Source organism: Micromonospora tarensis, from assembly GCF_016803395.1.
GTDB classification, from domain to species: domain Bacteria; phylum Actinomycetota; class Actinomycetes; order Mycobacteriales; family Micromonosporaceae; genus Micromonospora; species Micromonospora tarensis.
Genome location: NZ_JAEVHL010000041.1, coordinates 12,791 through 36,317 on the forward strand (window position 1 = coordinate 12,791; position 23,527 = coordinate 36,317).

Genomic DNA, 23,527 nt, shown 5'->3' on the forward strand with positions numbered 1-23,527 from the left:
GCCACGGGAGCTGCCGTTCTTCGCCGTCGATCTGGCACCTGGGCACCGGACGGCAGGCGTCGAAGACCACCCCGACCACGGGACATTTGTCACCGCCGACCGCGGATGGACGGCTCTGCCCGCGTCAGCCCCGCCTTCCTAGCGTGAACGGCATGAAAGGCATCGCGGCACAACTCTGCGGAATCACCCGGCGCTTCGGCTCGACTCGCGCCGTCGACGATCTCGACCTCACGATCGAGGCTGGCACCATCGTCGCCCTGCTCGGTCCGAACGGTGCCGGCAAGACCACCACCATCTCGATCATGCTGGGCCTCGCCCGAGCCGACGCGGGCACGGTGACCGTGTTCGGCGAGTCGGCCGCCGACGCCGTCCGCGCCGGCCGGGTGGCCGCGATGCTCCAAGACGGCGGGTTCGTGCCCGGCAGCACCGTCCGCGACATGATCGAACTGGCAGGTGCCCTGTACCCGCGCCCGATCGACACCGACCGGGCTCTCTCGACAGCCGGGGTGAGGGACCTCGCGAACCGGCGCGTCGACCGGCTCTCCGCCGGTGAGGCACAGGGCGTCCGGGTGGCGTTCGCGCTCGCCGGCGACCCGGATCTGCTCGTGCTCGACGAGCCCACCACGGCCATGGACGTCGCCGCCCGCCAGCAGTTCTGGACCGCCATCCGCGGCAACGCGGATGACCACCACACCGTGCTGTTCAGCACCCACCAGCTGCACGAGGCCGACACCGCCGCCGACCGGATCGTGGTGCTCGCCGCCGGCCGCATCGTCGCCGACGGTCCGCCCGCGCAGATCCGGGCGGCGGCCGGGGTCGACCCGTCGGCCACGTTGGACGCCGCGTTTCTCGCTCTCACCACCGACGTGCCGGCCGTTGACGGGCCGTCGACCACCACCCAGGAGACGGCGAAGTGATGCGGGCCTACCTGCGATTCGAACGACGACGGCTGGTGCGGGATCCCCGGCTGATGTTCTTCTCGGTCATCGGTCCCGTCGTCACGTACCTGATCTTCTCGGGTTGGTCCGCCGACGACCGCCTCGAAGGCGTCGCCGCGCCGCTCGCGGTCATGATCGGCCTGGCCGGGTACGGTGCCGTGGCTGGCGTGCTCATGGTCGGATCAGCGGTCTCCCAGGAGCGCGCCGCCGGCTGGCTGCACCAGCTACGTGTCACCCCACTGCCGCCCGGGCAGGTCGTCGCCGTGAAAGCCCTACTCGGTTCGATCACCGCGATCCCACCGGTCGTCGCGGTCGGCACCGCCGCGTCGATCCAGCGCCACGTCGAGCTCAGCGCCGGCAGATGGATCGCGGTGCTGCTGCTGATGTGGGCCGCACGGTGCCGTTCGCCCTACTCGGGCTCGCCATCGGGTACGGCCTGTCCCCGCAGATCGCCGTGCCGGTCAATTTCCTGATCTTCCTGGCCCTGTCGGTGCTCGGCGGTCTGCTCGCGCCCGCCAGCTACTTCCCCGAAGCCCTGCGGCACCTGGCTCACCTGCTGCCGACGTACCGGTACGCCGAGCTCGGCTGGCGCGCCGCCGCAGGCCACCCGCCCACCCCGCCGGGCTGGCCGTCCTCGCGGCATGGACCCTGCTGTTCGCCGGGGCCGCGGCCTGGGCCTACCGGCGCTCCGCCGCACGCCGCTGACGGCCGCTACGGTGACGATCATGTCCGACCCCACGACCGACCGCGGTAGCCGTGGCCGCGCATTCGGGCTCGTGGCCGCCCACACCGCGTGGCTGTGGCTGCTGTTGCCGGCCGCAGCGGCGATCGCGGACGGCCAGGTGCGCCCGGCGCCGCTCGCCGCCACCGGGTTGACCGTCTTCGTGCTGCTCTACCTCGCGCTGGTGGCCGTACCCGTCGCGGACCTGCCTGTTCGGCCGGCGCTACGCCACGCCGGGCTGGCGCTGCTCGCTCTGCTCGGCATCGGCCTCGCCGCCGCCTACGCCGGGACGTCCGACGGTTGGCTGACCCTGCTGCTCTACGTCTGCTCCGCCGGCGCGGTGGGCCTCACCCGAGCGGCCCGGGCGTTCGCCTGGGTCGGCGGCAGTGTGGCCGCCGTCCTGCTGATCGGCGTCACCCACCAGCTACCCGCCGCCGACACCACCCTCACCGCCCTGATCACCGGCCTCGCCGGCGCCTCGACCATCGCGTTCGTGCACGTCGTCAGGCTGGTTGAGGAACTCCGTCGCACCCAGCGCGAACTCGCCGCGACGGTGGTGGAACGCGAACGGCTCCGCTTCGCCCAGGACCTGCACGACCTGCTCGGCCACACGCTGTCACTGATCGTGGTGAAAGCCGAGGTCGTACGCCGGCTCACGCCGACGGACCCGGAGCGCGCCGCCGTCGAAGCCGCCGACATCGAACGCGTCGGCCGCACCGCCCTCAGCGAGGTCCGCGAAGCCGTCACCGGCTACCGAGGTCAGCACTTCAGCGACGAGCTGACCAATGCCCGCAGGGTCCTGGCCGACGTCGGCATCGACGTCACGGTGACCGAGACCGGACACCCCCTCAGCGCGGTGGCCGACGACGCGTTCCGCTGGGTGCTCCGCGAAGCGGTGACCAACGTCCTGCGCCACAGCCAGGCCACCCGCTGCGACATCACGGTCAGCACGGACCTGAGTGGATCGACACTGACCATCAGCGACAACGGCGTGGGCGGCGACCCCCGACCGGGCACCGGCCTGCGCGGCCTGGTCGAACGACTGGAACTGACCCGCGGCACCCTGCACATCCGCGCGGCACCCGACGGCGGCCTCCGGCTCACCGCCCGGGTACCCGCCGCCCGGCTGACGGCGGTGACCTGATGATCCGGCTGCTGATCGCCGAGGACCAGGCCATGATGCGCGGCGCGTTGGCCCTGTTGCTCAACCTCGAACCCGACATCGACGTGGTCGCCGAAGCCGGCACCACCACCGAAGCCCTCGACGCCGCCCGGCGCGTACGCCCCGACGTGGCCCTGCTCGACATCGAGATGCCGGACGGCAGCGGCCTCGACACCGCGGCGACGCTGCGCGACGAACTGCCCGACTGCCGGGTGCTGATCGTCACCACCTTCGGCCGACCCGGCTACCTACGCCGGGCCATGGAGGCCGGTGCCACCGGTTTCCTGGTCAAGGACGCTCCGGTCGATCAGTTGGCCGCGGTGATCCGTCGAGTTCTGGCCGGCGAACGGGTCATCGACCCGGCGCTGGCGGCGGCAGCCCTCTCCACCGGCCCGAACCCCCTCAGCGACCGCGAGCGTGACGTCCTGCGCGTTGCGGTGGACGGTGCCACGGTCGCGGACATCGCCTCCCGCCTGCACCTTTCCGAGAGCACGATCCGCAACTACCTCTCCGCCGCGATCGGCAAGACCCACACCCGCAACCGCATCGAGGCGGCACACCGTGCCAGATCGAACGGCTGGATCTGAACTCCGGTTCGGACAATCCCCGGCCGGTGGCGGATGTCAGCACATGATCTTGGCCGGGCTGGGTGTCGACGCCGATGCCCCGGAGGGCTGCGGTCAGGTCCGGGCGTAGCGCCCCACGTACTCCTGAAGGGTCAGGGACTGGATGGTGGCCATCAGGGTGTCGGTGAGCCGGCGGATGTCCGCCGGCGCCTCGATGTGCACGGGCATCGCCGGTCCGAAGGTGATGCTGATCGGGTGCCGCCGGGGAAGGCGCGCGCCGGGTGGACGTACCCGGTCGGTGCCGCGGATGCCGACCGGGATGATCGGAACGCCGGCCTGGTGGGCGAGGCGGACCGTGCCGGTGCGACCACGGTAGAGGCGACCGTCGGGGGAACGCGTGCCCTCGGGGAAGATGGCTACCAGGCCGCCGGAGCGGAGCACCGGGACGGCGGCGTCGAACGCCGAGAGGGCCGCCCGGCCGCCGCCCCGCTCGACCGGGATGGCGCCCAACCCGCTGACGACCCGCCGGGTGAGGTGGCCGAGCGGCCCTGGGGAGCGGAAGTATTCGGCCTTGGCCCAGAAGGCGATGTGCCGGGGGGTGAGGATGCCGAGGAACAACTGGTCGGCGATGGACAGGTGGTTGGCGGCCAGGATCGCGCCTCCGGTCTCGGGAAGGTGACCGAGGCCGGCGACGGTGGGACGCCAGGAGTGGCGGAGGTATCGGCCGATGCTGTGCTGGGCCAGGGCGTACAGGGGCGGGGTGCTGGTCATGCGGCCGGTCCGAGGTGGGCGGTGAGGGTGGCGTCGAGCAGCGCGCCCGGATCGGTGGCGCCGGTCGCGAGGGTGAGGCTGCCCCAGTTCCACAGTTGGACGAGGCCGTGCAGGTTGGCCCAGAGTGCTCCGGCGACGACCTGGGCTGGCGGCTCGGGCTCGGGCCGGGCCTGCGCGACCAGGTCGGTGAGGAGCCGGAACAGTGGCAGGCTGGTGTCGCGCAGTCTCAGGTGGCCGCTCTCCAGCAGGTCGTGGCGGAACATCAGCTCGTATCGGCCGCGGCGGGTGGCGGCGAAGTCGAGGTAGACCCGGGCGAGCGCGGCGAGCCGGTCGCGTGGGTCGCCGGCCACCCCGGCCAGGGTGGAGTTCACCCGGGTGGCGAGGTCGGTGAATCCCTCGCGGGCGATCGCCGACAGCAACTCCAGATGGGTGGGAAAGTAGCGGCGGGGCGCGCCGTGCGAGACGCCGGCGTGTCGGGCGATCTCTCGCAGCGACACCCCGGACGGGCCCTCGGTGTCGAGTAGTTCGCCGCCGACCCGGATGAGGCGTTCGCGGAGACCCTCCTCAGCTTGCATAGACGGTGTCTACCAGAGCTGAGTAGACGTCGTCTACTCAACCGCTCCGCCGAATTGGCGGACCCGAGGGAACCATGGACACGGCCTACACGACGGTGGTAGACAACGTCTACCTACTGATCTTGGCCTGGCTGAGGGAGGCGCTGGTGCGCGGTTCGAAGATCGTCGGCGCAGGTCACCACCAACCTGCGAGAGTGCTGTCCAACCATGACCTCGCCACCATGGTGGAGACGAGCGACGAGTGGATCCGCAGCCGGGTCGGCATCCGGGAGCGGCGGATCGCCGGACCCGCCGACCCGCTCGACCTGATGGCGGCCGAAGCGGCGGCCGCCGCCCTCCGCAACGCGGGCGTGGCCGTCGAGACGGTCGATCTGGTGGTGGTGGCGACCTGCACGGCGGTCGACCGCAGCCCCAACATCGCCGCCCGGGTCGCGCGCCGGCTCGGCATGCCGTCACCTGCGACGATCGACATCAACGTCGCCTGTTCCGGGTTCACCCACGCGTTGGCCACGGCCGACGGTGCCGTCCGGCTCGGCTCGGCGACGAACGCGGTGGTGATCGGCGTGGAGCGGTTGAGTGACTTCACCGACTGGACCGACCGGACGACCTGCGTGCTGATCGGTGACGGAGCTGGCGCGGTGGTGCTGACCGCCGCCGAGCAGCCCGAGATCAGCCCGGTGGTGTGGGGCTCCTTCCCCGACCTGGGCGAGGCCGTGGTGATCGAGGGTGGTGGCAAGTTCACCCAGGCGGGGCAGACCGTCTACCGGTGGGCCACCACCAGGCTGCCGGACATCGCCCGGCAGATCTGCGCCGCCGCCGACATAACCCCCGACGATCTCGGCGGCATCGTCCTGCACCAGGCCAACCTGCGCATCATCGAGCCGGTCGCCGAGCGGATCGGGGCGACGAAGGCCGTCGTTGCCCGCGACGTCATCGAATCGGGCAACACCTCGGCGGCGAGCATCCCGATCGCGCTGTCCAAACTGCTCGAACGGGGAGAGCTTCAGCCCGGTGCGCCGGTGCTGCTGCTGGGCTTCGGTGGCGGACTGTCGTACGCCGGGCAGATCGTGCGCTGCCCGTGACGAGCCACCGGGAAAGGCGCGGAGCGTGGCACCGGGGCGTCCGCCCGGTGGCTCCGCCGGTTGCCAGCGGATCTCCGCGGCGTTAGGTTGACACCTTATTGATGAGCGTCAACGTCGCAAGGTACGGGGGCCCGCATGTCCACGCCTGTCACTCGCCGCACCGTCCTGACCGGTGGCGCCGGTGCCGCCATCGGCCTGGCGCTGCCCGGCCCCGCCGCCCATGCCGGTGACCACCACCCCACCAGCGTGAGCTTCACCCTCAACGCGACCACGCTCGACGGCGGTGAGCAGGTCACCTCGGTCACCTTGGACACCGGCCGACTCGGGCCGATCGATCCCGCCGGGCTCACCCCCGGCACGTTCAGCGTGCACGCCAAGGCCACCAGCCCGATCCCGATCGCGCCCGGCGATCTGATCTTCAGCGAGTACGACCTGGACCGCACGGTGACCGAGGCCCGGCTCGACCGGCACGGAAACATCGTGCTGGAGCTGAGCCACGGCGAAGGTCAACTCGGCGGTGGCACCCTCGGCTACATCGTCAGCAGGGGCCGTAACGTCCAGCTGGACCTCGTCTACACCATCAGGCAGAACACCCCGCTCGTCCGGCGGCACGGCTCGCCGGTCACCATCACCCGCTTCGTGCAGGGCCGGCTGTCCAACCCCGAGGTGGACGCGTTCAGCCGGCACGTCTCGGGCTCGGGTCTGAAGTACCGGTTGTACTCCCCGAAGCGGTCGCCCCGGCACGGCCGGCAGCCGCTGATCCTCTGGCTGCACGGCGGCGGCGAGGGTGCCTCACTGCCCGACGACTACTACGACAACGAGACCACGCTGCGCGCCAACCGCGGCGCGCTGGGTTTCGCCACCCCGGAGGCTCAACGGATCTTCTCCGGCGCGTACGTCGTCGCTCCGCAGAGCACCTCCTTCTGGATGGAGGACGGGCCCCGCTTCGCCCCGCTGATCCGCGAGATCATCCAGGACCTGGTACGCCGCGAGCGCGTCGACCCCGACCGGATCTACGTGGCCGGTTGCAGCAACGGCGGCTACATGTCCCTGGAGATGACTGTCGCCTATCCCGACCTGTTCGCCGCGTCGGTGCCGATCTGCGGCGTCGTCGAGCCGCTCAGCGGGGAGGGGTCGCCGCTGATCACCGACGCGGAGTTGGCGAGCATCCACACCCCGACCTGGCTGGTCACCTCGCGCGACGACGACACCGTGCCGCCCGAGACCAACACGATCCACGCCCACGACCTCATCCCGGGATCACTGATCACCCTGTACGACCATGTCGTCTGGAACGGCTACCAGTTCCCCGGTCACTGGTCCTGGATTTACGTGGCCCGCAACGACCCGAGCCACAACGGCACCCACATCTGGCAGTGGATGGCCCGCCGCCACCGGTGAACCGCCGTCCGGGCCGCTAAGGTACCCGGTGGCACAAACATTGCGAGGTGCCCCACGCGAGTGGGGAGAATCGGGAAGCCGGTGTGAATCCGGCACGGGCCCGCCGCGGTGACCGGGGAGCTGCCACCCACGCGTACCAGACGCAGCCACTGGCCCTGAGGGGCTGGGAAGGCGGGTGACCAGCGCAGATCCGGGAGTCCGAAGACCGGCCTCGCGTCATCGGCCCCGCCAGGGGCACGAGCGCAGCGGGAGCCTGCCTTGAACACCGGACTCTACGAGACCATCCACCGCCGCCGGGACGTACGTGCCCAGTTCACCGGGGCGCCGATCCCCGACGAGACGTTGCAGCGGATCCTCACGGCGGCGCACGCCGCGCCGAGCGTCGGTCTCTCCCAACCCTGGGACTTCATCCTGGTCCGCGATCCTGAGCTGCGGCAGGAGTTCCACCGGCACGTCGAGCGGGAGCGAGACACCTTCGCCGCCACACTCGACGGTGCGGCGGCGGAGCGCTTCGCCCGGATCAAGATCGATGGCGTACGCGAGTCGACCCTGTCGGTCGTGGTCACCTACGACCCCCAGCGGGGTGGGCCGGCAGTGCTCGGCCGGCACGCGATCGCCGACGCCGGCCTCTACTCGGTCTGCCTGGCGATCCAGAACCTGTGGCTGGCCGCGACCGCCGAGCACCTCGGGGTCGGTTGGGTCTCGTTCTACCGGGAGCCGTTCCTGCGCGACCTGCTCGGCATTCCGGCCACCGTCCGCCCGGTGGCGTGGCTCTGCCTCGGCCCGGTCACCCATCTGGAGCAGACGCCGGACCTGGAGCGGCACGGCTGGCGTCAGCGACGCCCGGTGTCGTCGGCGATCCACCATGACCGTTGGACGACCGGGTGACCGGGTTCGGCCGGTCACCGATCAGCGAAGTCGTCGATCAGCAGCTCTCGAATCTCGATGATGCCGGGCCAGTGCCGGGAGACCGGGTCGGTGCCGCGGCGTAGCCAGAGGGTCGTGCCGTCGGCGGCCGTCGCGGTCTCGATGACGTGGTCCGCGTCGGCCTCGATCCGGCCGGTCGCAACCGGGCCCAGGCCGAGCCGTTCCGCCTCGGTCCGCAGGTCGGCGCGGGTGACGTACAGCAGGGCGGCGCGCCCGGGTCCACGCTGAGCGCGGCGGGCTCGACCCGGGCCAGCCACGGCCCCAGGGCCTCCGCGCTCCCGGCGATCGTGGTCGCCGGCACGGCGACGAAGAGCCGGGCGACGACATCAGCCTCGGTCGCCCGATCTCCAGGGTGCGGTCGGGGGTGAGGGCAGCGCCGTGAGTCGCGCCCTCCCAGCCCAGCTCCTGGTCGGCCCGATTGATCACCAGGCGGGTGGCCGGCGGACCCGACGGGGGTACGTCGGTCTCGGCGTAGCGGACGTTTCGTGAGTAGCCGAAATCCTGCTCGCGCCAACCAAAGCGGTGCAGCAGCGGCTGCGCCATGGCGTGCATGGCGCGTTCCTCGTTCACGGCAACCCGGTAGCCCGACAGCAGCAGGTCAGCGCGTTCGACGTCGACGTCGATCCCGTCGGCGCCGATCTCATCGGCGAGCGGGGCGTAGCGGCGCAGGGTGTCGGCGGCGGTCGCGATGCCGCGTTCCAGCCTGAGCATCGCTTTCATCCTGAACGGCGGTCTGTCCTTCGCCACACGTGCTCCTTTCGAGATGACGGCTGCGAGCCGGGTTCGATTATCCGAGAACCGTTGCTGCTGTGACGCGACCGTCCGGGGAGATGTTGGCGTGCTCGGTCCGTCCCGGTTGACCTCAACCAGACTTGAGGTTGCATGCTCTCGGGATTCGCGTCGGCGGACGGTTGGGGGCAGGTGGTATGCGAGTGGTCCAGGCGACCCGGTTCGGGGGTCCTGAGGTGCTGGTTCCAGGTCAGGCGCCGGACCCGGTGGCCGAGCCGGGCCAGGTCGTGGTCGACGTCGCGGTAGCGGGCATGACGTTCGTCGAGACGCAGATCCGGCGTGGCACCGACAGGTGGCACGAACGGCCGCGGCTGCCGTACGTGCCGGGCGGTCTGGTGGCCGGGCTCGTGAGCGCAGTCGGCCCGGAGGTGGATCCGGCGTGGCTGGCACTGGCGAGACCGGCGGTTTCGCCGAGCGGGCAGTGGCGCGGGTCGGTGAACTGTTCCCGGTGCCGGACGGCCTTGGCCTGCCGGAGGCCACCGCTCTCTACAGCGACGGCAGCACCGCGCAGGGGCTGACCGAGCACGCCGAGATCCGCCCTGGTGACTGGGTTCTGGTGGAAGCGGCGGCAGGCGGCGTCGGTAGCCTGCTGGTGCAGCTCGCCCGAGTGGCGGGCGCACGGGTCATCGGAGCTGCTCGCGGGAGCCGGAAGCTCAATCTGGTCCGGAAGCTCGGTGCTGACGTGGTGGTCGACTACTCCGCACCAGGGTGGACGACGTTGGTACGCGAAGCGACCGGTGGTGTGGGGCCAGATGTGGTGTTCGACGGTGTCGGCGGCGAGATCGGGCGGGCCGCGTTCGAGGTGACGGCCCGCGGTGGCCGCTTCTCCGTACACGGCGCCTCCAGTGGTGAGGCCACGCTCGTCGACCCGGTGGAGGCGCACCTCAGAGGTGTGACGGTGATCGGCCTCGAACAGCTCTTTGGCTTCGGGCCACATGTGGTGCGGTGGGCGCAGCGGATGATGTCGCACGCCGCGGCGGGACTCGTCCGGCCGATCATCGGACAGACCTTCCCGTTGGAACATGCCGCCGACGCGCACGCCGCGGTTGAGAACCGCACCGCTCTGGGCAAGACCCTGCTGCTGATCTGAACTCCTGTCACCTGGGTCGCTGACCTGAGTGGTCGTCCCGCGCCGAGGCGTTCGCCACCGGTCGGAAGGTGGTTCCGACGCCTGAGCCGTGCCACCGGCAGGTGCCGGCACGGCTCAGGTCGTCACCGGCGCACCGGAGCGCCTCGGTTGCCCGACCGCCGGGGCGGTTCGCCGTTGGATGCGTAACCCGGCCCTCATCACATACAGCTCGCGCTTGGCCTTCGCCAGCCCCCGCACGTCAAGCACGTATCCCGTGATCCACATCCAGTCGGTGTACGGGTCAACCTCGCCCACTGACACGACGCGCAGCGTCAGCTCCCGCTCCCCCGTGAACTGCACCGAGCACGCCGCCCCGACCAGCACGACGTCTCCCGGTCGGGGTGCGGTCATCGGTCCTCACCTGGCCAGTGACCACGGTTGATCGGGACCTTGTGCCTGACCCGGCACGGCAGCTCATTCCCGCACGTGCAGACGTTCCGCCACTTGGTCCACGACCACGCCGGCCTATGCCTGCGGGCCAGGGTCATGGCTACTGCCGTCAAATACTCCGCGAAGGTAACGCGTCGAGTCATTCGCCCATGGCATCATGCGAAGATGTACGAAGGCAACCCCCTAAGGAGTTGTATCACCCGGTAGGGCGTCGTGTAATACCCCAGGGTCATAACGTCGAAGTGTGGAGTTGCTTGGGCTGGATGAGATCCGCGACCTGCTTGGTGGGATCAGCAAGCAGCGCGCCACGATCATCGTGGGTCGCAAGGGTTTCCCTGACCCTCTTGCCACCTTGAGCATGGGCCGCGTCTGGGATGGCAAGGCCGTGCGAGCTTGGATTGCCAAGAACCGCCCGGGCCCGACCGACGAGGGCTGACCGGGCAGGACGTGGCCTGCCCAGCCGACCGACTCGCTGGAGTGGTCCACCCCGAAGATCTGGCGCATCGAGACAGGTGCCACCTCGATGCGGTCGCTCGACGTAGAGGCGATGTGTAAGGTCTACCGAGCGTCACCAGAATTGACCGTGGCTCTCATGGGTCTCGCCAAGGAGACGAAGGGTCGCGGCTGGTGGCACTCCTACGGTGACGCCATCCCCGAGTGGTTCGAGTTGTACGTGGGGCTGGAGGCTGCTGCCGCTCGCCTCCGAACCTATGAAGCGCAACTTGTCCCCGGCCTGTTGCAGACCGAGGCGTACGGCACCCGCGTTTACGAGGTAGCTCGCCCGGACATGACCCGCGAGGAAAGACAGCGTGGCGTAGCCGTGCGCCTCGGTCGACAAGGCGTCCTGACACGTCTCACTCCGCGTGCGCCGCAGCTTGACGTGCTGCTCGATGAGGCCGTCCTGCGGCGCGGTGTAGACGTAGAGCAACTACAGCACCTGGTCACGGTCAGTCGACAGCCAAACGTCTCGCTGCGGGTAATCCCGTTCGCCGTGGGTCTACACAGAGGCAACATGACCAGCGGCACGTTCACGATCCTTGACTTCGAAGGGGGAGCCGAGCCCTCGCTTGTCTACTCCGATGGTCTCACCGGGGCCCTGTACCTCGACAAGCCAGGTGAGGTCACAACATACGAGGAGGCGTGGGCCACGATGGAGAAGCTGGCGCTCGCCGAAGCACAGTCCCGCAAACTCATAGCATCGATCGCAGAGGAACAGGCATGACCACGCTCAGGTGGAAGAAGAGCACGCGCAGCAACGGCGGCGGCAACTGCGTAGAGGTTGCCAGACCGTCCCAGGTCGTCATGGTCAGAGACTCCAAGGATCACCAGGGACCGGTGCTGTCTTTCGACGCCGAGCAGTGGGTCGGCTTCGTGCAGGGCATCAGGGCTGGGGAGTTCGACGTCTGAACAAAGGTGCCGGGTGTGGTGACCACCAATGACCGCACCCGGCTATCGGCAGCATCCGTGGCTGCCTAGGCGCACGGCGCTGGCTCAGTGGCCGCGGAACCCTCCTCCAGCCACCAGGACCCGCGAGCGCCGCAAACCTTGGCGTCGACCACCAACGGCCGGGTGCGGGGACCAGCGAGCCAGCGGCGTACCGGCGCGAGGTCGTCGACGGTCCGGATGGTCAACCCGTCGCAGCCGTAGCCACTGGCGATGGCGGCCAGATCGGTGTCGAGAAAGGTGACCGTCTCCAGCGGGTGACCGTCCGGGCCGAAGTGGTGCACCTCCGCGCCGTACGCCGCGTCGTCGTAGATCACCACGAGGAGGGGCAGCGCCAGCCGGACGGCGGTGACCAGTTCGGCGGCGGACATGAGGAAGCCACCGTCGCCGAGCGCGGCGACGGTGAGCCGGTCCGGCCGGGCGACCGCCGCGCCGAGCGCACTGGCCAGGCCGAGCCCGACCGACTGGAACGCCTGGGTGAAACAGAATCCGGCCACGTCCGGCACGTCGAGCCACATCGACGGGTAGCCCATGAAGTTCCCGGAGTCGACCACCACGGTCCGGTCGGGCGGCAGCAGGTCGTCCAGGGCGGCCGAGAGGGTCCTCGGGTCAATCGTCGCCGGGGTGCCGCCACCCTCGTCCCGGTACGGGACTGTCCGCCACCGGCCGTGGTCGCGAATCCGTTGGGCCAGCTCCGGCGTACGCCAGCCGCCGGCCACGGACCCGGTGGGCTGATCGCCCAGCCGATCGTGCACCGCCTCGGCGACCGCCGCGACGTCGCCGGCCACCGTCAGGTCGACCGGCCGGTTCACCCCGAACGCGGCCGGGTCGTGGTCCACCTGCACGACGACGGCGGAGGACGGGATCAGTTCGCCGTGCCGGGTGGTCCACATGTTCAGCGTGCTGCCCCACGCGACGACCAGGTCCGCCGCGCCGATCAACTCGGTGGCGAGCGGGGTGGCGAAGCCGCCGGCCACGTCGAGGTTCCACGGGTTCCCGGCGAACAGTCCCTTCGCCGCGGCCGAGACCGCGAGCAGCGCGCCGCACGCGTCGGCGAGCCGGGTCAACGGATCCCCGGCCGCCCGGGCGCCCCGACCCGCGATGAAGACCGGTCGACGGGCGGCCTGGAGCGCGGCGAGCAACGGCTCGACCGCTGGGATGGTCTCCGGGGTCGGCGCGAGCGCGGGGACCGGGCCGGTCCACGGTTCGGCTCCGGCGCTCTGCACCTCCAGCGGCAGGGCCAGCACCACCGTCGCGCCCCGGGCGGCGGCCCGGTAAGCCGCAGCCGCGTCCTGCGCCGCGTGCGTCGCGCGTACCCGATGGAAGTCGCCCCGACCGAGGCGGCGAGGCCCGGCAGGTCGAGAAAGAAGTTCGACCGGGGCGCGGTCGCCTCCGGGGCCAGGACCACCATCGGGGTACGGCTCTTCGCGGCCTCGGTGAGGCCGGTCAGCGCGTTGGTGACGCCCGGACCCTGGTGCACCGAGAGCAGGCCCACCGTCGCGGCGGTGCGGGCGTACCCGTCCGCCATGCTCGCCGCGCCGCCCTCGTGGGCCGCCGCGACGAACCGGGCGCCGGCCGCGACGAGCGCGTTCGTGACATGGAAGTTGCCGCTGCCGACCACCCCGAAGACGTACCGCGCGCCGAGTCCGTGCAGGACCCGCCCGACCACCTCGGCTACCCGCATCGGTGGCCCGGTCCTACCGTTCGACAAGCGCGAGGACCCGGCACGGGCTGCCGGACCCGGAGACGATCGGCAGTGGACCGGCGATCACCACCGCGCCGGTGGCCGGCAACTGCGCCAGGTTGCGCAGCTGGGTCAGGCCGTACTTGTCCTGGCCGAGCAGGAACGAGTGGCACGGAAACGGCGGGTCGAACGAGTGCGCGGCGCCCGCGTCGGTGCCGACCGTCTCCACCCCGACGCCCTGGATCGGCGACTCCTCGGCCAGCCAGCGGGCGCACTCGACGGAGATGCCCGGGGAACGCCCGGCGTTGGCGTACCGCTCCGGGTCGTCGCCGTACGCGTCCCACCCGGTGCGGTAGAGCAGCCAACCACCGACGGGCAACGCGCCGTGTTCGGCCTCCCACGCCTTGACGTGCTCGACCTCCAGCAGGAAGTCAGGGTCGGCGGCGGCGTCGGCGGCGTGGTCGATCACCACCGCCGGCGCGATCAACTGGCTCACCGGGACCTGCGACACGTCCGCGCCCTGTTGACCGGTGACCCAGTGCACCGGGGCGTCGAAGTGGGTGCCGGTGTGCTCGCCGGTGGAGAAGTTGTTCCAGTACCAGGCCGGACCTCGGTCGTCGTACCGGCTGATCTCACTGAGCTGGAACGGCCAGGTCTGCCCGAACTGCTCGGGCAGACCCAGGATCGGGGTCTGGTCCGAGAGCGGAGCGGTGAGGTCGACAACCTGGATCCGGCCGCTGGATAGCGCGGCGACAAACTCCTGCAGCACCGTCATGCGGCGACCGTACACCGCATCGAAGTCCATCATGGATCGTCGCCGGGCCGTGTCGGGGATAATGCCCGCCATGGCGAACATTGCCGCCCGGCGGCGCTGGCGCGAGCAGCAGCTCGCGGCGCGGCGAGCGCGGTCCCATCCGGATGTCGCCCAGGGTGACCTGGAGGGTTTCGCGCTGGTGCTCCCGGACGGGTCAGTGACGGCTGAGGTCGTGCACGTGCAGTGGGAGGACAACCACCCCGCCGGTCCCGACACGCACGTGACCGTGTCGTTCGCCGACGGATCGAGCCTTGAGTTCGCCTTCGACGTCCCCGTCGTGAAGATCCGACCGGCCGACGCGTAAGAATTTCCCGGCCGGTTCCGCGAGGTCGCCTCAGTCAGGCCGTTGAGCGGTGTGGCCGCCGCGGAGGCGGTCCAACTCGACGAGGTACATCGCCTGCATCCGCTGAAAGTGACCGGCCAGCAGCATGATCTCCTCGACGCTGTAACCGTCGATGAGCCGCTCCGCACTATCGGCGAACGACTCGTACGGTCGCTTCACCTCGGCGATCCGCTCCGGCCGCAGGGCGACGATCACCCGTCGGCGGTCCGCCGGATCGCGCTCGGCCGTCACGTAGCCAGCCTGCTGGAGCCGGCGCAGCATACTGGTCACCGCGCCGGTGGTGAGGTTGGTCCGCTCGGCGACCTGCCCCGCCGTGGCGGACCCGACGTCCGCCAGGTAGTCCAGGCACTCCAGGTCGCTGACGGTGAGGCCCAGCCGCTCCGCGATGGCGTACCGGAACACCATGGACAGCCGCGACGTCTCCCGCCCGGCGCGCATGAGGTCGGTGATCGCTGACGCGCGGCTCGGCTCGTCGGACATGTCCGCAATCATGCCTCCGGTACGGTGACCCGGTGCAGCCGAGGTAACACGCGGGTCAGCACCCAGTGCGGCGCGGCCCCGCCACCGGTGAGGCGGCGCATCAGGCGGGCGGCGGTGTCGACGGCGCGGAAGGCGTACCGCGCCATCTCGTCCTGGTAGTCGGCGATCGCCTGCTCCACCGGCGTGCCGTTCGCCCGGGCCTCGACCAGCTTCCGGCCGAGCAGTGCGGCGTCACGGAGCGCGGTGTTCCCGCCGTGTGCGCCGAACGGCGGCATGACGTGCACGGCGTCGCCCATCATCGTCGCGCGGGGCACCGCCCACCGGAGCGGGCGCCGGCCGGCGGCGAAGAGGTTGAGCACCGTGGCGTCCAACTCGGCCGTGCCGACCAGCCGCCGGATGAGCGGGTGGAAGTCAGCGCTCATCCGGGAGGCCAGTCGCCACAGCTCCAGCAGGTCTCCGCGGACGCCGATCGGCACGTCCTCGCGCCGGAGCAGCAGTCCCCACATCACGTAGTCGTAGCCGGTGGGCGCATAGTTGCCCGGGGCCAGGCGCGCGAAGGCCTCCTGCGGGCTCTCGCCGAACCGCATGGAGGTGAAGAAGAAGGCGCGGCCCGGCTGGTTGGCGATGGCAAGTACGCCGCTGGTACGCAGCGCGTCCGGGATGACGCTCTCGCCGTTGCGCCGCAGGGGCGATCGGCCGTAGATGCCCGCCAGCGGGGTGTTCGTCGGCTCCGCGTCCGGCATCAACTGCGCGCGCAACGCCGAGCCGACGCCGTCCGCGCCCACGACGACGGTTGCCGCGGCGGCTCCACCGTCGGAGAAACGCAGCCGCAGCCCGGCCGGGCCGCTGTCCACCGCGACAGCGTCCTTGCCGTAGTGGACGCGCCCGTTCAGCCCGCACTGCAGGATCGACCGCAGGGTCAGCCGGTCGACCTGGCGGGTCGCGTGCGGCTCGTCCTTGAAGGTGATGGTGAAAGCGTCCCGCAGCCGGCGGTCGGTGAAGCGCAACTGCCCGCCGGGTTCGTCGCCGGTGGTCAACGCCAGGTCGTACAGCCGGCGGGGCAGGCTCTCGCGCAGCGCCCCCAGCCCGTGCCGGTCGAGAATGATCCGGTAGCCCTGCCGCCGGACGAAGGGGCCCGGGTCCCGCTCGTAGACGTGCACGTCGATGCCGGCGCGCACCAGGTATTGAGCGAGGCAGAGACCGGAGAGACCAGCGCCGGCGATGGCGACCGAGAAGCCTGTCGATGCGACCATGCGGTTATCTTAATGACTAAGATGATTTGGGCAAGGCCATCGGGCAGCCGCACGTCAACGGGATCGCGGGATCTCTGCGCGGGCCCCGAGCTTGTCCTACCCCTGTGCTCTACTCCGCTCATGCATGTCGTCGTCTGCGGTGCGCTGATGGAGAACGACGCGGTCCTGCTGGTGCACCGCAGCCCGACCCGCCGGGCATACCCGGATCTCTGGGACCTGCCCGGAGGGCACGTCGAGGCGGGCGAGTCGGAACTAAAGGCCCTCGCGCGTGAGATGCACGAGGAGCTGGGGGTGCACGTCGTGGCGGACTCCGCGTCACGATTGGGCGACCTGCGTGCCGGCAGCGGCGAGGACGCCGTCCGAGTGGGCGTCTGGCACATCGGTGCCTGGGTCGGCTCTCCCACCAACCGTGCGCCCGAAGAGCATGACGACATCGCGTGGGTCCGAATCAGCCAGATGGACGCCCTCCCCCTCGTGTTCGCCGCCCTGCCCGCACTGCTTCGGTCCCGACCGGAGCCCGACCGACTGCCTCGTCGGCTCAGCTAGACAGGACGCGCTCGACGAGGTCCGGACAGTGCGACTTCCAGTTCAGCGCCGGGCCCTTGCGCATGAGGTCCAGATTGAGCTTTCGGGCAGCTCTGACGATGCCGGGTCGGGTGAGCGCGTCCTGGGCGGATCGTGGCGATGTGAACTGCAGCCCCAGTACCCCGGGGCGGATTCGATAGCGGGCGTCGACAGTGCGCATGAACGCCAGCCCGAGGCGCGTACGGATCTGCGACTTCGCGGTGGCCCGGTCTATGTTCAGGCAGATCTGCAAATCCTGCGGAGCGTGTCTGTCGTGGCAGACGTACAGGGTCTCCAGAGCGTGCACCGAGACGGTGAGCAGGCGCGGGTAGGTGGCGGCGTTGGTCGCGGGGAGCGCGCTGAGGCTCCAGTAGCTCAGCTCGGTCAGCTCGGTCACCGGCATAGCGACGCGCAGGTACGTCCCCACCAAGCGGGCCAGCTCGTCGGTGAACCGCGGATCGGCCTGGAGCCGGTTGAACAGGTGGCGACTGCGGTGGTGCACAACGGAGTCGCTAGGCCGCTCACTGCGGCGAACATTCCGCGGCTGGTGGTCAGCAAGCCAGCGTCGCTGCGCCGCTGGAGGCAGGAGAACGTCGAGCTCGCTGGCACCGAGCCGGCCCGTGGTGTGTACGACATTTCGTAGCGGCACCCCGGCCGCCTCACGTTGGCGAATCCGACCACGCTCAACCTCGTCGAGCTGGCCGCGACCCACCCGCTCAAAGGCGATCTCCACGATGTCGGACCAGTTTCGGCGGTGGGTGCAGAACCGTGTCACCACGTCGACAGCCTGTCCCACGTAGCGCTGGCCGTCCGCGAACGTCAACTCGTACACTCCGCACCGGCCAGGCGCCTTAGGCAGGAGGTGAGCGATCGAATTCAGCCCGTCCACCTTCAGCCGCACCGCGTCATGACTGTCCACGTTGTACGACGGTAGGGCACGGAGACACTGGTCCCATCGGCCTGATGATCAGGTTGCGTAGTGTGCTGGTCAGTCGGCGGGCGGCCTTCAGGTCGAAGGCCGGGCCGCTGACGTCGATCGTGCGGCGTACCTGAAAGGCGGACAGCGCCGAGTCGGGTGGTGTGTCTCTGCGCGTCAGGCTTCGCCTCTCCATGCCTGAAGCACGATCGCAACTGCCCGGGTTCCCGAATGCTCGTCACCCAACAACCGCTTGCAGTCGGCAACCACCGTCTGGAGGAGATCGGTCGCGTAGTGGGTACGCCCCGCCTTCCAGTACGAGGCGGCGAGGTTCGCGCGGGCAGCCAGCGTCTCCGAATGCTCGTGACCCAGCGACCGCACGCGATCGGCGACCACCGTCTCCAACAAACTGATCGCCTCCTGCGTACGCCCCGCCCGCTGATACGACGCAGCTAGATTCGCGCGGGCGGCCAGTGTGTCCGGATGCTTATCACCCAACAACCGCACGCGATCCGCGACCACCATCTCCTCAATGCCAATCGCCTCCTGCGTACGCCCCGCCTGCCAGTACGAGACGGCGAGATTCGCGCGGACGGTCAGCGTTTCCGGATGCTCGTCACCCAGCAACCGCGCGTGGGCGGCGACGACCGTCTTCAACAGAACGATTGCCTCCTGGGTACGCCCTGCCCGCCGATAGGACACGGCGAGGTTGCAGCGGGCGACCAGCGTCTTCTGGTGCTCCTCACCCAGCAGCCGCGCGGCGTTTTCCTGCATGGTTTCCCAGTAATCGATGGCGGCAGTCTGCAGACCGGCGTTGATGAGGCTGGTGCCGGCGCGGTAGAGCAGGGGATGCCCGCCGCGCCGCCAGAGTAATTCGTTAGCGATGCCGGCCACAGTGGCGGTGTTGGCCCGGAGCGCGACCATCAAGTCGGTGGTGGCGTGATCGAGGGCGGGCCACAACTCCAGCAACGCGTCGGCGGCGGCGTAGGCCACCAAGGCGGGGTTGGCGGTGGTCTCCCGCATGGCGCGGGCGGTGAGTGCGTGAATACGCACAGCGCGGGCACCGTTGGTGCGGGTGTGGGTGAGCAGACCATACCGGTGCAGCAGCCGCACCGTTTTGCGTGCCTGGCCAGCATCGACCGGGTCGCCGCCAGCACCAGCCCGCCCTACGGAGAGGTAGCTGGTGACAGCGGAGGTGGCCCAGAGCGTGTCGGGATGTCCATCGGGGTCACATACCGCGGCCAACTCCAGAGCGGGACGCGCCAGCCCGATGGGATCGGCATCCTCGGCGGCCTCCAAGGCCAGTAGGAGGGTGACCGCTACCGGCCGTCCGTAACCGTCCGGATCAGCGCCCGGGGGCATCAGATCGGCCAAGCGCTCCGTACCGCGCAGGAAGCGGGCCAGGTAATCCGCGCATCCCTCATCCTGAGTGATCATGTAAGCGGCAGCGTGCGACAACGCTAGCGGCAGATACCCCAACACAGCCGCCAAGTCGCTGGCTTGTTCGTCGAGAAGATGGCCGTACCCGGCTGCGGAGAGCCGCTCACCCAGGTAGTTCAGCGCTTCGTCCGGGCTGTACACATCGACGTTGACCTGCTGCCGCCCGGAACTGAGCAAGCTGGCATCGTCCTGCAACCGGGTCGTGACCAGAGTCCACCCGGCCGGGCGGTGCGGCGGCCACCAACCCGCCAACATGGCCGGATCGGTGACGTCGTCCAAGACGACCAACCAGGGGCGCTGCGTGGTGGACAGCCACTCCAGCAACGCCTTGGCGTCGCCGTCCGGGTCTTTACCGTCAGCGCCGAGCACCCCCGCTTTGGCCGCAGCCCGCGCATACGCGGTGATGACCTGGTTGGCGCTACCAGCGGTGACCCACAGCACCAGATCGGTGCTGCCGTCATCGATGGCCTGCCAGGCGAACCACGCCGCCAGCTGCGACTTGCCTACACCTCCCCCACCAGCCAACACGCGCGCACCCCGGCTGCCGCGAGCGCCATCGTGCTGAGCCAGCACCACGTCGTTGCCGTGACGACGGGCAGCGAAGACCTGGTCACGCACGCTCTGACGCGGTTGAAAAGCCGATGCCAACGCAACAGGCTGCCCCTCCAGCACCGGCCACACCGGCGCCGCGACCGCCCCCGGATGATGGTGATCATGCTGGTGGAAGGTGGGCCTGACGTCACCCAGGATGACGCCGCTGTTGGCCACACCGGCGTTGCTTGCCTCCGCATCACCGGAATCGACGACGGATTCCGCGTCCGGCACCGTCTCGTTCGAGGCGCCTGTGGTGGTCACGTTCGTGGCCGGCGCTGAATACCGGTGTTGGCCACGGAACCCGGACCGTCCGCGCTCGCGTCACCCGACCGTACGACGTGAGCCGGCCGGTCGTCACCCACGGTGTCAACTCCGCTTGTGGCGCGCCCACCGGCCGTAGCCGTGGCCGTGCCGGTGTCCTGCACCCGATCCAGATCTCGCATCGTCGGGCCTCCTGCCCGGGGCAGCAGATACGGCACCCCCAGCGCCACTAACGCCAGCACCACTCCGATGCTGCTGGCGATTTTGTCAGCCTTGTCCAGCCCCACCTTCACCAGATAGGTCACGAGAGCGGCGATGATCACGGCGAAAACCGCCCGCCCTGCCCATGTCCACCACCGATTACGACGCGGCACGCGGCCACCTCCTGCCGTCACGTGTCAGCACCCGAAGGTCAGACTCAGTGTAAGGACACGCAACTACGGCCTGTCACCTCGACCTCACCTTACGGTTGCCAAGATCGGCGGAAGCGGGTGGGCGGCGGGACCAGCACCGCTCGCGGGCGAGGAACCAGGCCGGAGACCGTCGTGCGGGGACGATCGCGCTCCAGAGGCAGATCATTGCCGCCAGTCCCGCCGGAACCGCCAACGCGATCGAGGCTCCGATGAGGTTGGCGAGTGCCACCGGGTTCAGGATATGCCCCGGGGGCCGAGCCAGAGCCGCAGCGGTCCCCCACCCTCGTTGTGCAACAAACCGGTCTCCTCCGCGTAGGCCAGCGCTTCGCCCAGTTCCGCCTCGGTCACCAACAACCGTTCAGCCAGCTCCGCCGGCGTGGTCTCCAGCGGGGTTCGGGGTGTCCAGCGCAGTACCGCTTCGAGATCCTCTGCGACAGCGCCGTAGCGGCTACGCATATCCCGCTGCCGGACCGCCTCAACCTGATCGGGTGGCAACGACAGAACGGTGTCGATCCGGGCGGGTTGGCCAACCCGATAGGCGTCGGTTCCCTCGCGCGCCAGAATGCCGGCAGCGACCAGCAACGGGAACACGTCGCGCTTGCGGCGCACGGGGGGCACGCCCAGTTCTTCCGCGGTCTCGTCGAGCCGGCGCCGCTCCTGCGCATCCCTGGCTCGATACCCGGGCGAGACGTGGTCGGTGGCTGACCGGCGCGGCCACAGCGGTTCGTCCAGCCAACCCAGCGGATACAGCGGAGGCGAGTGAAAGCCGTCCTCGACCTGCTGAGGGGTTACCGGTCGACCAAGCCGCCGCGCCATGCCGGTGGCGATGCCCGCCACCTCCGTCACCCAGCGCGGCAGGGCCGAGTGCCAGCCGTTGTCCGGACCTCCGATAGCTGACTGGCTGCGGGCCAGCCAGACAGGCGGCTCGACTACCGGGTCGGCCCAGAACCGCAGCACCCAGCTGTACCCGGACGTGCTCTCCGTGTCCGCCTGCCGGCGCGCCACCCGCACCCGGAACCACTCCGCGTCGCCGAGGTCAAGGTCGGCCGGACCGACGCCTCCGGTCAACGTGGTGACCGACAACCCGCCGGAGCTCGAACGGTACGGCGCTTCCAGGACGTCGTCGTACTCCTCATGATCAGCGGGCGGCGGACCGTCGTGCAGCTCGACGCGTACCACGTGGTCATCCAGGCCGGGCGCCTGCGCGGTGACCCAGCCGGCGCCGGTCCCGGCGAACGTCCCGGTCGGCCGATCGCCGCGATCGCGAAACCGGGGCACATCCGGATCCTCGTGACCCCACTCCACCGCCGGGTCCATCAGGACAAGGAGTGCGTACTCCGGACGGTAGCCATCGGCCTCGACGGCGTCCACCAGGGTCACGCCGCCCAAAATAGTCGACTGCCGGGCGACCGGGGCCGCCGGCGGCGGCCCCGGTCTGGGATCAGCTCCCGCAGATGCCGTAGCCGTTGAGGCTCCACGAGCCGGCGAAGCCGTCGGCGTCCTCGTCCGCCCGCATCCGCACGGTGTTCCCCCCGGTGATGTTGATAGCGGTCAGCAGCACCTGACCGTTGCCGGCGTTGATGTCCGCGCCCGCGCTGTAGAGCCCCTTGCCGGCCGGGCACGCCTTGAGACCGCTGTCGGACGGGCCGCTCGCGCTCGTCCCCGTCGACACGACCCGCTCCAGCCCGGCGGGCGCAGTGGCGCAGACCGCGATCGCTGTGGCGCTCCAGCCGGCCGGCGAGGTGCCCTGCACCGCGACCGCCCGGACGGTCACCGACGTCAGGTCGAACGACGGCACCACCTGGTCGAGCACGACGTCGCCCAGGCCGCTGTTGATCCGCCCACCCATGCCGATGACCTTCTTCGTCCCGCAGCTCGCCGTGACGAACTCCGTCCCGACCGCCCCGGTCGCGGCGACGACCTGGTAACCGGCTGGCGTGGTGGCACACTGGGCGAGGGCCTGCAGCCCCCAGTCGCCGGCGAAGTTGACCGGGCCCACCTCCCGCATCGTCGCGAAGAACCCGGTGCCGTTCGCCAGCGGCTCCAGCCGGTCCAGCCCGACCCGTCCGGCCGCCGACGAGCCGGCGGTGAGGAAGCCACCGCCCCCGGTGACCACCTTGCCGGCCGGGCAGGACGCGAACGCCGACTTGTCCACGCTGCTCTCGGCCGCCGACTGGGTGACCGTCTCCAACCCCGCCGGCGTCGCCGAGGCCGGTGTCGCCCAGCCCATGCCGGCCACCACGGCCGCCGTCGACATGACGGCCGTCAGCACGCCCCGTCCCTTGGTTACTCGCATGTCGCTCTCACTGTCCGCCTCGGCCGACGCCGTGCCGGCCGCCTCCCCCCGGACCTGCGGGCCCGGCGGCTGAGGAGAGCCTCGACGCGGTCGCTTGCCGTCCGCTATCCGACGGCTTGGCGCCGGCCGTGCCGGCCACGTCCTCCATAGACTGGGTCCGTCCAATCACGACCGACGGGAAAGCCATGCGGTGGTCCCTCCTCGGCCCCGTCCAGGTGACCGCCGGAGGGCGGGTCCTTCCCATCGACCGCCCTCAGCAACGCGCGGTGCTCGCGCTGCTGCTCCTCAACGCCGACCGGCTGGTGCCCCTCGGGCAGCTCGTGGCGGCGCTCTGGGCGAACGATCCGCCGGCCAGCGCCCGGACCCAGGTCCAGGTCTGCGTCTCCCGGATCCGGGCAGCCCTGCGCGAGGCGGGCGCGACCGATGTGCTGACGACCCAGGGCGGCGGCTACCGGCTCACCGTACGCGGGGCGAGCTGGACCTCGCCGAGTTCACCACGGCGGTCGAGCGGGCCCGCGCCGAGGAGGCCGCCGGCCGGCGGGCCGAGGCGGCGCGACTGCTGCGCGACGGCCTGG

The 23,527-nt window shown here is 70.3% G+C and carries 27 protein-coding genes, 2 pseudogenes and 1 riboswitch; of the genes and pseudogenes, 15 read left to right on the top strand and 14 right to left on the bottom strand.

All coding sequences use genetic code 11. The features are described 5' to 3' along the window. Positions 1–152: 152 nt before the first annotated feature. The 4 genes from JM949_RS11600 (at position 153) to JM949_RS11615 (ending at position 3,408) form a co-directional block, all read left to right on the top strand. Positions 153–917 carry an ABC transporter ATP-binding protein gene (locus JM949_RS11600; RefSeq protein ID WP_203148392.1) on the top strand — a complete coding sequence of 255 codons (765 nt, stop codon included), beginning with the start codon at positions 153–155 and terminating at the stop codon, positions 915–917. Next, positions 917–1,411: a hypothetical protein gene (locus tag JM949_RS11605; RefSeq protein ID WP_203148393.1), complete on the top strand. Its 495-nt coding sequence runs from the start codon at positions 917–919 to the stop codon at positions 1,409–1,411. The genes JM949_RS11600 and JM949_RS11605 overlap by 1 nt, the downstream gene beginning before the upstream one ends. 252 nt (positions 1,412–1,663) lie before the next feature. Next, complete coding sequence (locus tag JM949_RS11610; RefSeq protein WP_203148394.1) at positions 1,664–2,803, top strand: sensor histidine kinase; 1,140 nt, start codon at positions 1,664–1,666, stop codon at positions 2,801–2,803. Beyond that, positions 2,803–3,408 carry a response regulator transcription factor gene (locus tag JM949_RS11615; protein WP_203148395.1) on the top strand — a complete coding sequence of 202 codons (606 nt, stop codon included), beginning with the start codon at positions 2,803–2,805 and terminating at the stop codon, positions 3,406–3,408. The genes JM949_RS11610 and JM949_RS11615 overlap by 1 nt, the downstream gene beginning before the upstream one ends. A 93-nt stretch (positions 3,409–3,501) precedes the next feature. Here the strand turns inward: JM949_RS11615 and JM949_RS11620 are convergent, their stop codons facing one another. Together JM949_RS11620 and JM949_RS11625 are read right to left on the bottom strand one after the other, a co-directional pair. Next, positions 3,502–4,158: a lysophospholipid acyltransferase family protein gene (locus JM949_RS11620; RefSeq protein WP_203148396.1), complete on the bottom strand. Its 657-nt coding sequence runs from the start codon at positions 4,156–4,158 to the stop codon at positions 3,502–3,504. Next, the gene (locus tag JM949_RS11625) at positions 4,155–4,733 is read right to left on the bottom strand and encodes a TetR/AcrR family transcriptional regulator (RefSeq protein ID WP_203148397.1); all 579 of its coding nucleotides are present in this window, start codon (positions 4,731–4,733) and stop codon (positions 4,155–4,157) included. Before JM949_RS11625 ends, JM949_RS11620 begins: the two co-directional genes overlap by 4 nt. Before the next feature lie 146 nt (positions 4,734–4,879). Here JM949_RS11625 and JM949_RS11630 point away from each other — a divergent pair, with 146 nt between their 5' ends. From JM949_RS11630 to bluB, 3 genes are all read left to right on the top strand, one after another. Continuing rightward, positions 4,880–5,815: a beta-ketoacyl-ACP synthase III gene (locus tag JM949_RS11630; protein WP_203148425.1), complete on the top strand. Its 936-nt coding sequence runs from the start codon at positions 4,880–4,882 to the stop codon at positions 5,813–5,815. 135 nt (positions 5,816–5,950) lie between these two features. Then, positions 5,951–7,216, top strand: a complete 1,266-nt coding sequence (locus JM949_RS11635) for a prolyl oligopeptidase family serine peptidase (RefSeq protein WP_203148398.1) — start codon at positions 5,951–5,953, stop codon at positions 7,214–7,216. 28 nt (positions 7,217–7,244) lie between these two features. Next, positions 7,245–7,444, top strand: a riboswitch (cobalamin riboswitch). 30 nt (positions 7,445–7,474) lie between these two features. After that, positions 7,475–8,104 carry a 5,6-dimethylbenzimidazole synthase gene (bluB, locus tag JM949_RS11640; RefSeq protein WP_203148399.1) on the top strand — a complete coding sequence of 210 codons (630 nt, stop codon included), beginning with the start codon at positions 7,475–7,477 and terminating at the stop codon, positions 8,102–8,104. A 14-nt stretch (positions 8,105–8,118) separates the two neighbouring features. Here bluB and JM949_RS11645 read toward each other — a convergent pair. Then, positions 8,119–8,890, bottom strand: a pseudogene (locus JM949_RS11645) (hypothetical protein). Between the two features lie 293 nt (positions 8,891–9,183). Here JM949_RS11645 and JM949_RS39650 point away from each other — a divergent pair. Beyond that, a pseudogene (locus JM949_RS39650) lies at positions 9,184–9,249 on the top strand (hypothetical protein); the annotation flags it as partial. Positions 9,250–9,311: 62 nt separating this feature from the next. Further along, positions 9,312–10,022, top strand: coding sequence for a zinc-binding dehydrogenase (locus tag JM949_RS36870; RefSeq protein WP_309232115.1), 711 nt, complete (start codon positions 9,312–9,314; stop codon positions 10,020–10,022). 114 nt (positions 10,023–10,136) lie between these two features. Here JM949_RS36870 and JM949_RS11655 read toward each other — a convergent pair whose 3' ends face one another. Continuing rightward, the gene (locus JM949_RS11655) at positions 10,137–10,412 is read right to left on the bottom strand and encodes a hypothetical protein (RefSeq protein ID WP_203148401.1); all 276 of its coding nucleotides are present in this window, start codon (positions 10,410–10,412) and stop codon (positions 10,137–10,139) included. Between the two features lie 283 nt (positions 10,413–10,695). On the opposite strand from JM949_RS11655, the gene JM949_RS11660 reads away from it, so the two are divergent. The 3 genes from JM949_RS11660 (at position 10,696) to JM949_RS11670 (ending at position 11,858) form a co-directional block, all read left to right on the top strand. Beyond that, positions 10,696–10,887: a hypothetical protein gene (locus JM949_RS11660; RefSeq protein WP_203148402.1), complete on the top strand. Its 192-nt coding sequence runs from the start codon at positions 10,696–10,698 to the stop codon at positions 10,885–10,887. Between the two features lie 87 nt (positions 10,888–10,974). Beyond that, complete coding sequence (locus JM949_RS11665; RefSeq protein WP_238432992.1) at positions 10,975–11,673, top strand: DUF5753 domain-containing protein; 699 nt, start codon at positions 10,975–10,977, stop codon at positions 11,671–11,673. After that, positions 11,670–11,858: a DUF397 domain-containing protein gene (locus tag JM949_RS11670; protein WP_203148404.1), complete on the top strand. Its 189-nt coding sequence runs from the start codon at positions 11,670–11,672 to the stop codon at positions 11,856–11,858. Before JM949_RS11665 ends, JM949_RS11670 begins: the two co-directional genes overlap by 4 nt. Before the next feature lie 65 nt (positions 11,859–11,923). Here the strand turns inward: JM949_RS11670 and JM949_RS11675 are convergent, their stop codons facing one another. From JM949_RS11675 to JM949_RS11685, 3 genes are read right to left on the bottom strand one after another with little or no spacing between them, the layout of a single operon-like run. Continuing rightward, positions 11,924–13,036: a thiamine pyrophosphate-binding protein gene (locus tag JM949_RS11675; protein WP_203148406.1), complete on the bottom strand. Its 1,113-nt coding sequence runs from the start codon at positions 13,034–13,036 to the stop codon at positions 11,924–11,926. Then, complete coding sequence (locus JM949_RS11680) at positions 12,958–13,578, bottom strand: thiamine pyrophosphate-binding protein (protein ID WP_203148408.1); 621 nt, start codon at positions 13,576–13,578, stop codon at positions 12,958–12,960. The genes JM949_RS11675 and JM949_RS11680 overlap by 79 nt, the downstream gene beginning before the upstream one ends. 13 nt (positions 13,579–13,591) lie before the next feature. Further along, positions 13,592–14,353 (bottom strand): cyclase family protein, encoded by a 762-nt coding sequence (locus tag JM949_RS11685; protein WP_203148409.1) that lies wholly within the window; start codon positions 14,351–14,353, stop codon positions 13,592–13,594. Between the two features lie 70 nt (positions 14,354–14,423). Here JM949_RS11685 and JM949_RS11690 point away from each other — a divergent pair, with 70 nt between their 5' ends. Then, positions 14,424–14,696, top strand: a complete 273-nt coding sequence (locus JM949_RS11690; protein ID WP_203148410.1) for a hypothetical protein — start codon at positions 14,424–14,426, stop codon at positions 14,694–14,696. 30 nt (positions 14,697–14,726) lie between these two features. Here JM949_RS11690 and JM949_RS11695 read toward each other — a convergent pair whose 3' ends face one another. Together JM949_RS11695 and JM949_RS11700 are read right to left on the bottom strand one after the other, a co-directional pair. Further along, positions 14,727–15,215 carry a MarR family winged helix-turn-helix transcriptional regulator gene (locus JM949_RS11695; RefSeq protein WP_238432993.1) on the bottom strand — a complete coding sequence of 163 codons (489 nt, stop codon included), beginning with the start codon at positions 15,213–15,215 and terminating at the stop codon, positions 14,727–14,729. 8 nt (positions 15,216–15,223) lie between these two features. Then, positions 15,224–16,468 (bottom strand): FAD-dependent oxidoreductase, encoded by a 1,245-nt coding sequence (locus JM949_RS11700; protein ID WP_203148412.1) that lies wholly within the window; start codon positions 16,466–16,468, stop codon positions 15,224–15,226. A gap of 120 nt (positions 16,469–16,588) precedes the next feature. On the opposite strand from JM949_RS11700, the gene JM949_RS11705 reads away from it, so the two are divergent. Next, complete coding sequence (locus JM949_RS11705; protein WP_203148413.1) at positions 16,589–17,014, top strand: NUDIX domain-containing protein; 426 nt, start codon at positions 16,589–16,591, stop codon at positions 17,012–17,014. Here JM949_RS11705 and JM949_RS36875 read toward each other — a convergent pair. The 5 genes from JM949_RS36875 to JM949_RS11730 all read right to left on the bottom strand — a co-directional run bounded on the left by JM949_RS36875 (position 17,007) and on the right by JM949_RS11730 (position 22,928). Then, positions 17,007–17,534 (bottom strand): hypothetical protein, encoded by a 528-nt coding sequence (locus JM949_RS36875; RefSeq protein ID WP_238432994.1) that lies wholly within the window; start codon positions 17,532–17,534, stop codon positions 17,007–17,009. The two genes, JM949_RS11705 and JM949_RS36875, sit on opposite strands and share 8 nt — an antisense overlap. 591 nt (positions 17,535–18,125) lie before the next feature. Beyond that, a complete protein-coding gene (locus JM949_RS11715; RefSeq protein WP_309232116.1) occupies positions 18,126–20,243 on the bottom strand; it encodes a tetratricopeptide repeat protein in 2,118 nt (705 codons plus the stop codon). Further along, positions 20,240–20,566, bottom strand: a complete 327-nt coding sequence (locus tag JM949_RS11720) for a hypothetical protein (protein ID WP_203148416.1) — start codon at positions 20,564–20,566, stop codon at positions 20,240–20,242. Before JM949_RS11720 ends, JM949_RS11715 begins: the two co-directional genes overlap by 4 nt. 324 nt (positions 20,567–20,890) lie before the next feature. Further along, the gene (locus tag JM949_RS11725; RefSeq protein ID WP_203148418.1) at positions 20,891–22,036 is read right to left on the bottom strand and encodes a hypothetical protein; all 1,146 of its coding nucleotides are present in this window, start codon (positions 22,034–22,036) and stop codon (positions 20,891–20,893) included. A gap of 61 nt (positions 22,037–22,097) precedes the next feature. Continuing rightward, positions 22,098–22,928, bottom strand: a complete 831-nt coding sequence (locus JM949_RS11730) for a hypothetical protein (protein WP_203148419.1) — start codon at positions 22,926–22,928, stop codon at positions 22,098–22,100. A gap of 209 nt (positions 22,929–23,137) precedes the next feature. Between JM949_RS11730 and JM949_RS11735 the strand changes: the two genes are divergently transcribed. Then, a partial coding sequence (locus JM949_RS11735; protein ID WP_203148421.1) for an AfsR/SARP family transcriptional regulator occupies positions 23,138–23,527 on the top strand: 390 nt, incomplete at its 3' end.

Excerpts from the sequence above, each read along its gene's own strand:
- JM949_RS11600 (WP_203148392.1), top strand. The coding sequence starts at position 153 with ATGAAAGGCATCGCGGCACAACTCTGCGGAATCACCCGGCGCTTCGGC.
- JM949_RS11605 (WP_203148393.1), top strand. The coding sequence starts at position 917 with ATGCGGGCCTACCTGCGATTCGAACGACGACGGCTGGTGCGGGATCCC.
- JM949_RS11610 (WP_203148394.1), top strand. The coding sequence starts at position 1,664 with ATGTCCGACCCCACGACCGACCGCGGTAGCCGTGGCCGCGCATTCGGG.
- JM949_RS11615 (WP_203148395.1), top strand. The coding sequence starts at position 2,803 with ATGATCCGGCTGCTGATCGCCGAGGACCAGGCCATGATGCGCGGCGCG.
- JM949_RS11620 (WP_203148396.1), bottom strand. The coding sequence starts at position 4,158 with ATGACCAGCACCCCGCCCCTGTACGCCCTGGCCCAGCACAGCATCGGC.
- JM949_RS11625 (WP_203148397.1), bottom strand. The coding sequence starts at position 4,733 with ATGCAAGCTGAGGAGGGTCTCCGCGAACGCCTCATCCGGGTCGGCGGC.
- JM949_RS11635 (WP_203148398.1), top strand. The coding sequence starts at position 5,951 with ATGTCCACGCCTGTCACTCGCCGCACCGTCCTGACCGGTGGCGCCGGT.
- JM949_RS11655 (WP_203148401.1), bottom strand. The coding sequence starts at position 10,412 with ATGACCGCACCCCGACCGGGAGACGTCGTGCTGGTCGGGGCGGCGTGC.
- JM949_RS11665 (WP_238432992.1), top strand. The coding sequence starts at position 10,975 with ATGCGGTCGCTCGACGTAGAGGCGATGTGTAAGGTCTACCGAGCGTCA.
- JM949_RS11670 (WP_203148404.1), top strand. The coding sequence starts at position 11,670 with ATGACCACGCTCAGGTGGAAGAAGAGCACGCGCAGCAACGGCGGCGGC.
- JM949_RS11680 (WP_203148408.1), bottom strand. The coding sequence starts at position 13,578 with ATGCGGGTAGCCGAGGTGGTCGGGCGGGTCCTGCACGGACTCGGCGCG.
- JM949_RS11685 (WP_203148409.1), bottom strand. The coding sequence starts at position 14,353 with ATGACGGTGCTGCAGGAGTTTGTCGCCGCGCTATCCAGCGGCCGGATC.
- JM949_RS11690 (WP_203148410.1), top strand. The coding sequence starts at position 14,424 with ATGGCGAACATTGCCGCCCGGCGGCGCTGGCGCGAGCAGCAGCTCGCG.
- JM949_RS11695 (WP_238432993.1), bottom strand. The coding sequence starts at position 15,215 with ATGTCCGACGAGCCGAGCCGCGCGTCAGCGATCACCGACCTCATGCGC.
- JM949_RS11700 (WP_203148412.1), bottom strand. The coding sequence starts at position 16,468 with ATGGTCGCATCGACAGGCTTCTCGGTCGCCATCGCCGGCGCTGGTCTC.
- JM949_RS11705 (WP_203148413.1), top strand. The coding sequence starts at position 16,589 with ATGCATGTCGTCGTCTGCGGTGCGCTGATGGAGAACGACGCGGTCCTG.